Source organism: Haloarcula halobia, from assembly GCF_029338255.1.
GTDB lineage: Archaea > Halobacteriota > Halobacteria > Halobacteriales > Haloarculaceae > Haloarcula > Haloarcula halobia.
This window is the reverse complement of the sequence record NZ_CP119787.1, coordinates 713,054-722,287: the sequence shown is the minus strand read 5'-3', so window position 1 is coordinate 722,287 and position 9,234 is coordinate 713,054. Positions and strand designations below refer to the sequence as shown.

9 protein-coding genes are annotated in these 9,234 nt (G+C 66.7%); 5 read left to right on the top strand and 4 right to left on the bottom strand.

Annotation, left to right across the window (positions count from 1 at the left end; translation table 11 throughout):
* Positions 1-8: 8 nt before the first annotated feature.
* The gene (locus P1K88_RS03840) at positions 9-734 is read right to left on the bottom strand and encodes an RAD55 family ATPase (RefSeq protein ID WP_276412691.1); all 726 of its coding nucleotides are present in this window, start codon (positions 732-734) and stop codon (positions 9-11) included.
* 105 nt (positions 735-839) lie between these two features.
* Positions 840-1,274: a chemotaxis protein CheW gene (locus tag P1K88_RS03835; RefSeq protein WP_276412689.1), complete on the bottom strand. Its 435-nt coding sequence runs from the start codon at positions 1,272-1,274 to the stop codon at positions 840-842.
* Between the two features lie 179 nt (positions 1,275-1,453).
* Between P1K88_RS03835 and cheB the strand changes: the two genes are divergently transcribed.
* The 5 genes from cheB (at position 1,454) to P1K88_RS03810 (ending at position 7,569) form a co-directional block, all read left to right on the top strand.
* Entirely contained in the window at positions 1,454-2,578 is a 1,125-nt protein-coding gene (gene cheB, locus P1K88_RS03830) for a chemotaxis-specific protein-glutamate methyltransferase CheB (RefSeq protein WP_276412687.1), read from the top strand.
* Entirely contained in the window at positions 2,578-4,572 is a 1,995-nt protein-coding gene (cheA, locus tag P1K88_RS03825) for a chemotaxis protein CheA (protein WP_276412685.1), read from the top strand. The genes cheB and cheA overlap by 1 nt, the downstream gene beginning before the upstream one ends.
* Entirely contained in the window at positions 4,569-5,378 is an 810-nt protein-coding gene (locus P1K88_RS03820) for a CheR family methyltransferase (RefSeq protein WP_276412683.1), read from the top strand. Before cheA ends, P1K88_RS03820 begins: the two co-directional genes overlap by 4 nt.
* A gap of 4 nt (positions 5,379-5,382) precedes the next feature.
* Complete coding sequence (locus P1K88_RS03815) at positions 5,383-6,615, top strand: HEAT repeat domain-containing protein (RefSeq protein WP_276412682.1); 1,233 nt, start codon at positions 5,383-5,385, stop codon at positions 6,613-6,615.
* 90 nt (positions 6,616-6,705) lie between these two features.
* On the top strand, positions 6,706-7,569 hold the full coding sequence (locus tag P1K88_RS03810; protein WP_276412681.1) for a CheF family chemotaxis protein: 864 nt from the start codon (positions 6,706-6,708) through the stop codon (positions 7,567-7,569).
* 10 nt (positions 7,570-7,579) lie between these two features.
* Here P1K88_RS03810 and tenA read toward each other — a convergent pair whose 3' ends face one another.
* Complete coding sequence (gene tenA / locus P1K88_RS03805) at positions 7,580-8,245, bottom strand: thiaminase II (RefSeq protein WP_276412679.1); 666 nt, start codon at positions 8,243-8,245, stop codon at positions 7,580-7,582.
* 67 nt (positions 8,246-8,312) lie between these two features.
* A complete protein-coding gene (locus tag P1K88_RS03800) occupies positions 8,313-9,191 on the bottom strand; it encodes a CheF family chemotaxis protein (RefSeq protein ID WP_276412678.1) in 879 nt (292 codons plus the stop codon).
* Between the last annotated feature and the right edge of the window lie 43 nt (positions 9,192-9,234).

Here is a 9,234-nt window from a genome sequence, read left to right as displayed (position 1 = left end):
ATGTGGCCCTATATTGGGGGGTCGCCTTCGCCCATCATCGAGAAGGCGCTGGCGCTGGGGTGGATCTGGATGCCACCCCAGTCGATCTCCATCGGGAAGATGTCGGTCTCGATGTTCTGCTTGCGCATCTTCGCGACCCAGACGTACCGGTTCACGCCGGAGTCGGTCGGGGTCTGGATGAGATAGATGTTCCCGTCGGTCAGGTAGTTCGCGAGGCCGATGTCGGTGTCGGGGAACGTCGATCCCTGTTCGTTGGTGATCAGCGATGTCAACCCGTTCTCCCGGAGGATATCGGTGAACTTCAGGAGGTACGTGCGTTTTTCCATCTCGTCGTCGAAAAAGAGCTCGAACATGGCAAGCGAGTCGAGGACGAGCCGGTCGTACTGGTCGTCCTCAAGGTCGTCCAGGAGGAGATCGATCGACGAGGAGAAGTCGTTCTCGCGCAGGAGTTCCTGCTTGTCGTACACCTTGATCTTCCCGTCGGCGACGTACTCCGGCCACTTGTCGAAGCCGAGCGACTCGGCCGCCTCCCGGAGGTCGGACGCGTTCTCCTCGAACGTGAGGTAGATGCCGCTCTCGCCGAACTGGTCGACCCCGTTGTAGATGTACTGGAGACAGAGGATCGACTTCCCGGCCCCGGGGTTCCCGCTTACAAGCGTCGTCGAGTTGGTCACGATACCGCCGTTCAGGATGTCGTCGAGTCCGTCGATGCCCGTCTGTGTGAGTTGAATCATTGGTTCGTTCGAATGGTGCAGTAGTGTGCGTGTTCGTCAGTGGTGACAAAAATCGTATCGACCCGGTTCGGAGCCCAAGCGACGAATCGGCCGACGCGTGGCGTCTCAGTCACGAGCGTGGACGACGGCCGGATCCACCCAGATGACGAAGTCGTCGTCACGCTTGACCACCCCGCGGATGGACCCGGCGTCGTCGCCCGGCGACCGGTCGACCTGTTCCGGGTCGACCTGGACGACCTGGAACACCTCGTCGACCAGCCAGCCGACGGCGCTTTGCTCCTGGACGATGTCCGGATCGAAGACGATGATTCGACGGCCCTCGCCGTCGTCGTCGAGGCCGAAGACCGCCTTCGGGTCGACGATAGACGTCGTCCGACCGCGCAGGTCCATCACGCCCTCGACGTACGACGGCGCGTTGGGGACCTTCGTCAGCTCCCCGACGTCGACGATCTCGGTCACGTAGTCGATACTCACGCTGTAGGTCTCGGTCCCGAGTTTGAACTCGAGGACCTGGCCGGTCGTGCCTGACTGTGCTGACATAGGTGCTCCCGGGTACGTACCAGAACGTAGGGAAACAGCCCCGTATAAAACTGCCTGCTGGATTATCGTCTTTGATTACGCGGGCGGAGTCTTTATTTCGGGGCCGGACTCGACTTCAGAGTAGGTATGCGAGGGTCCCGTGCGTCGAGCGAGTTTATCGGACGGGAGCGTCGGTGACGATGGTCGGTAGTGCCCCACGGGCAGTCGTCGCCGACGACTCACACTTCATGCGGAGTGTCATCTCCGACATCCTCGACGAGGGGGGGATCGACGTCGTGGCACAGGCCCGCAACGGGGTCGAAGCCGTCGACGCGGTCGGCGAGCACGACCCCGACGTCGTGACGATGGACGTCGAGATGCCCGAGATGGACGGCATCGAGGCCACAGAGCGGATCATGGCCGACCACCCGGTGCCGGTGTTGATGCTGTCGGCACACACCGACGAGAACGCCGACGTCACCTTCGAGGCGCTCGATAAGGGCGCCGTCGACTTCTTCACCAAGCCCGGCGGTGAGGTGTCGATGGAGATGTCCCGGCTGAAAGACCAGCTGGTCGACATCGTCACCTCCGTCGCCGAGGCGGACGTCGCCGGGCAGGCGTCCGCCGGCCGGACCGGCGGGGCGACCGCCACTGCCTCGACCGGCACGGGGTCGAAGACCACCACGAGCAGCGGGGCAAGCCGGAGCAAGCCCCGGTCCGGCGAACGGGCGTTCGTCGAGAACCCGACGCTGCTGGTCGGTTCCTCGACCGGCGGCCCGAAGATGGTCGAGACGGTGATGGCGTCGCTGCCGCGGGACGCCGACCTCCGGGTCCTCATCGTCCAGCACATGCCGGAGGGGTTCACCGGCCGCTTCGCCGAGCGCATCGACGCCCGCAGCGACTACGACGTCCGGGAGGCCCGCGACGGGGCCCGGCTCGCCGGCGGCGAAGCCATGGTCGCCGCCGGGGACTACCACATGGCGGTCAAGAACTACCGGAACGGCCGGCTCCGGGTGAAGCTGAACCAGGACCCGCCGGTCAACAGCGTCCGGCCGGCCGTCGACGTGACCATGGAGACGGCAGCGGCCACCATCGACGACCCGCTCGTCGGGGCCATCCTCACCGGGATGGGCGACGACGGGGCCGACGGCATCCGCGCGGTCAAGGAGGCCGGCGGCCACACGATTGCACAGGACGAGGCGACGTCGGCCGTCTACGGGATGCCGAAACGCGCCGTCGAGACAGGCTGTGTGGACGACGTGCTCCCGATAGAGGAGATCGCAGGCGGCATTCTCGATACGATTACGACTGAGGTGACCAGATAATGGACGACCAGTATCTCGACGCGTTCATCCGCGAGAGCGAAGAGGCGATAACGGAACTGAACAACTCGCTGCTCGATTTGGAGTCCGACCCGTCGGACCGGGAGGCGATGGACTCCATCTTCCGGACGGCACACACGCTGAAGGGGAACTTCGGCGCGATGGGCTTCGACGACGCCGCGAACCTGGCCCACGCCGTCGAGGACCTCCTCGACGCGATGCGCCAGGGAGAGATGGAGGTGACCGCGGACGTGATGGACCTGGTCTTTGCCGGCGTCGACCAGATCGAGGTCATCGTCAACGAGATCGAGGCCGATGGCGAGTCACAGACAGACACCGACCAGATGGTCGAGCAGCTGCGTGCGGTCCTCGAGGAGGGAGCCAGCGCGGCGGGGTCGGCCGGCGACGACGGCGGGACCGAGACGGCGACCGACGACGGGAGCGCCGACGCCGTGTCGGTCGACGCGGACATCGACGCCGACGACGCCGACGGACGGGTCGTCCACGTGACCGTCGACGTCGGCGCGTCGGACATGCCCGGCGTCGACGCGATGCTGGCGATGGAAGCCACCGAGGAAGCCTTCGACGTCCTCGCGTTCGAACCGGACCGGGCGGACATCGAGGACGGGGAGTTCGACGAGACGTTCGTCCTCTACCTCGACGCCACCGACGCTGCGACGGTCGACGCCGAACTCGGTTCCATCGGGAAGATCGAGGCCTTCGAGGCGACGGACGTGACCGACGCGCTCGCCGGCGCGGGCGGGGACGACGCGCCGGGCGACACGGGCGACGACGAGTCGAGCGCCGGGGGGACGGGTGCCGGCGCGTCAGGCGCCGCCAAGGAAGACGAGCACAGCGTCGACGAGATCAAGTCGGTCCGCGTCGACGTCGACCAGCTCGACGACCTCCACGGCCTGGTCGAGCAACTGGTCACCAGCCGCATCAAGCTCCGCCGGGCCGTCGAACAGGACGACGTCGACTCCGCCGGCGAGACGCTCAACGAGCTGGACAAGATCACGGCGAACCTCCAGAACACGGTGATGGACATGCGGCTCATCCCGCTGAAGAAGGTGGTCGGGAAGTTCCCGCGCCTGGTCCGCGACCTCGCCCGCGAACTGGAGAAAGACGTCGACTTCGAGATCGAGGGCGAGGACATCGAGCTCGACCGGACCATCCTCACCGAGATATCGGACCCGCTGATGCACATCCTGCGGAACTCGGTGGACCACGGTATCGAGAGCCCCGCCGAACGCGAGGCCGCTGGGAAGGACCCGACGGGCCACATCACGCTGCGTGCCTCCCGCGAGCGCGACCACGTCATCATCGAGGTCGAGGACGACGGGGCCGGCCTCGACGTCGATGGCATCAAGAACAAGGCCATCGAGAAGGGCGTCCGCTCGCCCGAGGAGCTGGAGGCGATGGACGACTCCTCGATATACGACCTCATCTTCCATCCGGGCTTCTCGACGGCCGACGAGGTGACCGACACCAGCGGCCGCGGGGTCGGGATGGACGTCGTCCACGACACCGTCACCCAGCTGGACGGGTCGGTCGACGTCGACTCGGCGCCCGGTGAGGGGACCACCGTGGCGCTTCGCCTCCCGGTGACGATGGCCATCGTCAAGGTGCTGTTCGTCGAGGTGGGCGACGAGGAGTACGGCATCCCCATCAAGAACGTCGACGAGATAACCGGGACCGGCGCCGTCAAGCAGGTCAACGGGAAGGAGGTCATCAAGCACAACGACGACATCTACCCGGTCATCCACCTGGCCGACACCTTCGACGTCGACGGGGCACACGCCAACGGCGACGGCATGCTCGTCCGCATCCGCGAGTCCGAGCGCCAGGTCGCCCTGCACTGTGACGCGGTCAACTCACAGGAGGAGGTGGTGGTCAAGCCCCTGGAGGGCATCCTCTCGGGGACCGCGGGCCTCTCGGGGACCGCCGTGCTGGGCGACGGGAACATCGTCCACATTCTCGACGTGGTGACGCTATGAGCGAGGGGAGCGAGCGCCAGTTCCAGCAGCTGCTCGAGTTCATCGGATCCGAGATGGAGTTCGAGTCCGGGTTCTACAACGACTCGTACCTCGACCGGCGCATCAACGCCCGGATGCGGCGGACGGACACCGACTCGTACCGCCGGTACAAGCGGTTGCTCGAGCGCGATCCCGAGGAACGCGAGAACCTGCTGGACTCGCTGTCGATCAACGTCACCGGGTTCTTCCGCAACCCCGAGGCCTGGGAGTCGCTGCGCCCGGTCCTGCGGGATCTGACCGAGAACAACCGCTCGGTGCGGCTCTGGTCGGCCCCGAGCGCGGACGGCCGTGAGCCGTACTCGGCCGCGATGCTCGCCCTCGACGACCCCGAGGTCGACGCCCGTCGCATCGACATCGTGGGGACCGACATCAACGCCGACATCCTCGAGGAGGCACGCGAGGCGACCTACCAGACGTCCCAGACGACCGACATCGCAGAGGAGCTGGCGCCGCTCGACGATTACTCCGAGTACATCGAGCAAAACGGCACCACCTTCCGCGTGCGCGAGCGGGTGACAGACATGGTCACCTTCGAGCAACACGACCTCATCAGGGGCGACCCCAAGCGGGACTTCGACCTGGTGTTCTGTCGGAACCTGCTCATCTACATCGACTCCGAGTACAAGGTTCCCATCTTCGAGACGATCCGGAACTCGCTGCGCGAGGGCGGGTACCTGATGATCGGGATGACCGAGACCCTCCCCGCGGCCTGCCGGGACGCCTTCGAACCGGTCGACAAACAGCACCGCATCTACCGCCGGGTGTGAGCCGATGAGCCTCTACGAACTCGAACGGAACGGCGAGGTCCAGGAGCTCATCAGGGTCCTGCGGGAGAGCGATAACGAGCGCGTCAAGAAGCGGGCCGCGGAACTGCTCGGGAACTTCCCGAACCACGACGACCGCCGCGACGTCGTCAACGCGCTGGTCCGGGCCGCCCAGGGCGACAGCGACGCGGTCACCGCCGCGGCCATCGACTCCCTCGAGGAGCTGGGCGGGGACGCCATCGAGCAGCTCATCGGCAGCATGGCCGGCATCGACATCGGCGACGACGCCGCCGACTGGGTGAAAGCCAAGGCGTTCACGAAGGCGCTCGGCTCGGAGGTGCCGGAGTTGCGCATGGCCGCCGCCAACGGCCTCGGCAGCCTGGGGCAGGCCGACGCCGTGCCGAAGCTGGCCGAGCGGTTCCAGGACCAGGACCCGCGGGTGCGCGCTCGCGCGGCCCGGTCGGCCGGGAAGATCGGCGATTCACGGGCGACGAACCCACTGGAGTCACTGCTGACCGACCCGAAGGCCGCCGTTCGCCGCGAGGCCGCCGAGGCACTCGGGAACATCGGGAACCGACAGGCGCTCCAGGCGCTCTTGCCGATGTACGAGGACGACAACGAGCGGGTCCGGCGCATCGCCGTCGGCGCGTTCGGCAACTTCGGCAACGACAGGCCCGTCGACTACCTCGTCGAGTCGATGTCCGACGACTCGCCGGCGGTCCGGCGTGCCGGCGTCTACTCGCTCATCGAACTGCTCGCGAACGTCCCGACCGAGCAGAGCCACACCATCCGCGAGACGGTCGTCGAGAAACTGTCGAGCACGGACGACCGGAGCGTCGTCGTCCCGCTCGTCGAAATCCTAGAGGAGAGCACTCAGGCGGCACAGCAGCGAAACACGGCCTGGCTCCTGGGCCGGGTCACCACCGACGCCGAACGCGGCCGAGTCATCGACGCGCTGGTCGAGGCCCTGCACGAGGACGACCAGATGCTCCAGCAGTTCGCCGCCACCAGCCTGGCCGAGCTGGGCGGCGAGGACAACATGGTCGAGCGCCGACTGCTCGACATCGTCACCGACGACGCCGTCGACCCGGCCGTCCGCGGGCAGGCGATATTCACCCTCGGGAAGGTGGGCGGCGAACGCTCGCGCAAGGAGCTCGACCGTCTCGTCGACGAGACGGACCACGAGATGGTCCGCAAGAAGGCCTTCTCGGCGCTCTCGAAGCTCGGGGGCCGGGGATGACGGCGGTGCCGTCGCGGCCCCGCGAGGTGCCCGAGGCCAGACTCGTTAAGTCCCACAGGGCCGTAGCCGAAGGCACCACGGGGTAACACGATGGGCGAGGAAGAACGGAAGCTGGTCGATACCCGGGGCAAGTTCGTCCAGGTCATCTCGGACGGCCGGAAGCGAAACGACATCGAGTGGACGCCGGGCCGCATCCTGCTTTCGAACAAACGACTCGTGCTCGCGACCAACGAGGGCAAGCGGACCGTCGCCCTGTCGTCGCTGACCAGCGTCTCGGCCAGTCAGATGAACCAGCCGCTCGCACAGGTCGACGGCTACATCAAACTCCAGGCCGGGCGGGACGTGTTCCTCGTCTCGGCACAGGACGACACGGCCTTCGAGGAACACCTCTACAGCTCGCTGCTGGACCAGGTGGTCGTTCTCGTCGACCACCCCGCGGTCAAAGGGGGCGTCGTCCAGGAGACGAACTGGGAGAAAGCACGCCTCAAGATGGACGAGGACTGCGTGGACCTGGCCATCCAGAGCGGCACGTTCGTCCAGCTGGAGCTGGACGACGTCGGCACCGTCGAGGAAAAGACCAAGGAGATACGCGGCAGCGAGCGGCCGGTGCTGGAGGTGGAACACACCGTCGAGGGCACGAGCGTCGAGACACACCTCACCGGGAACCCCCGGCACGTCTCCTTGCTCGAGGGGCTCGTCCGACAGGGCGAACAGCGCAACAACACCGACGACGTGGACCTCTCCCCCGAGGAGACCCAGGTGCTGATGGCGCTGTACTCGGGCATCTCGCCGTTCAAGATCCCCGACTTCGTGGACATGGACGTCGACGACGTCGAGGCCGTCTACGATCGGCTCATCGAGTCGGACATCCTCGAACCCGTCCGGACGCGCCGCGAGGTGCAACTGGAGGCCCGCGGGCGGTCCATCGCCGGCGAGGCCATCGCCGACCAGTGACGACGGCCGCTCAGACGTCCCACGCCTCTTGCCGCCAGGCGGCGTCCCAGAAGCGATACTCGTAGCGGGCGGAGGTACGAAACAGGTCGCGGTAGCGCTCGCGGTCGGCGGCCGTCGACTCGGCGGCGACGTCGGCCATGAGGTCCTTGCACCACTCGGCGAGGGCACCGAAGTCCTCGTCCGAGTAGGTGCGAATCCACTCGGCGTACCGCTCCTCGTCGGGCAGGCCGTCGGCGCGGAGTCGGACGGCCGTCTCGTGGAACCCCCACATGCACGGCAGGAGTGCGGCGACGAGGTCGCCGAACGTCCCGGTGGCCGCGACGCGGACGAGGAAGTCCGTGTACGCTCGCGTGGTCGGCGAGGGGTCGGTCGCCTCGAGGTCGGCCGCCGAGATACCGAAGTCCGCGGCGTACTCCCGGTGGAGGTCCATCTCGGTGTTGAGCGTCGCGTCGAGGAGTTCGGCGAACCGGCCCATCCGGGCCAGGTCGGGCGCGTTGGCCGCCCCCAGCGCGAAGACGCGACTGTACTCGGCCAGGTAGACGTAGTCCTGGCGGACCCAGTAGCGAAACGGGGCCTCGTCGAGGGTGCCCTCGCCCAGCTGTGCGACCATCGGGTGGTCGAGCGTGGCCGCCCATATCGGTTCGGCCACGGCCGCCAGGTCGTCGACGAAGGTCATACCGGGAGCGTCGTCGCTCGGCCGGATATACCTTGCTGATATTCACGGGTTGTTCGCCCGGGTCGCCTCAGACGTTGACGTCCTCTAGGTGGCGACTGGCGACGATCTTCCCCTTCGGTGTCAGCGAGGGGCCGTCTTCGGCCGTCTGGACGAGGTTGTCTGCCTCCAGGTCCTGCATGAGCATCGACACCTGCGAGGCGTCGACGCCGAGGATGCTCGCGAGGGGCATCCCCTCCATGTCGCCCGTGGAGTACAGCGCGACCAGCAGCTCCTTCTTGTCTTTCGTGAGGTCGACGTCGTCGAGTTCCTCCATCAGTTCGGAGTAGGTCCGGCGGAGGTACCGCCCCAGGATGGACATCTTCCGGGGCGAGGGCAGCGCCGCCAGCGTCGTCACCGCCTGGCCGTCCTGCATGTGTCGGACCTCGAGGACCGGTCGCGTCGCCCCGGCGACGTCGCGTTCGGTCCGGTCGAAGTTCGAGACGGTCCCCAGTTGAATCGAGAACGTCGAGTCCGGGCGGCGGAACTCGACGGCGTCGGGGGTCAGGAAGAGGCGGGCCGTCACGAACGACTCGTCGGTGACGCGGCCGCCGACCCGGGCGTGCCGGTTGACCGTCGTCTCGGTCCCGTTGACGATGGCCTTGAACAACACCGTGCCGAACTTCTCTATCTTCTCGTTGTCGGCCTCGACGGCCGCCACCAGGCGCCGCCCCCCTTTCTCGAAGGCGACGGTCACCGTCGAGTTGAAGAAACCGCCCAGGTCGTCGGGCACCTGGCCGATGGCCACGTCGAAGATAGACGAAAGCGGAATCGTCAGCTTGTCGTCCTGGTCCGCGATGAGGACCAGGCGCTTCTGGGAGAGCACGACCCGGCCCTTGATCGGGTCCGACCGGCCGGCGACCTCCGAGTTGAATTTGGCCACGAAATCCGCGATGACTGATTCGGACATGGCCAGGTTGGTGGACGGTTCGCCGGCCCCGATAATGAGCGTT

Coding starts and splice junctions, on each gene's coding strand:
- P1K88_RS03810 (WP_276412681.1), top strand. CDS start 6,706: ATGGGCGAGGAAGAACGGAAGCTGGTCGATACCCGGGGCAAGTTCGTC.
- P1K88_RS03820 (WP_276412683.1), top strand. CDS start 4,569: ATGAGCGAGGGGAGCGAGCGCCAGTTCCAGCAGCTGCTCGAGTTCATC.
- tenA (WP_276412679.1), bottom strand. CDS start 8,245: ATGACCTTCGTCGACGACCTGGCGGCCGTGGCCGAACCGATATGGGCG.
- P1K88_RS03840 (WP_276412691.1), bottom strand. CDS start 734: ATGATTCAACTCACACAGACGGGCATCGACGGACTCGACGACATCCTG.
- cheA (WP_276412685.1), top strand. CDS start 2,578: ATGGACGACCAGTATCTCGACGCGTTCATCCGCGAGAGCGAAGAGGCG.
- P1K88_RS03815 (WP_276412682.1), top strand. CDS start 5,383: ATGAGCCTCTACGAACTCGAACGGAACGGCGAGGTCCAGGAGCTCATC.
- P1K88_RS03800 (WP_276412678.1), bottom strand. CDS start 9,191: ATGTCCGAATCAGTCATCGCGGATTTCGTGGCCAAATTCAACTCGGAG.
- cheB (WP_276412687.1), top strand. CDS start 1,454: ATGGTCGGTAGTGCCCCACGGGCAGTCGTCGCCGACGACTCACACTTC.
- P1K88_RS03835 (WP_276412689.1), bottom strand. CDS start 1,274: ATGTCAGCACAGTCAGGCACGACCGGCCAGGTCCTCGAGTTCAAACTC.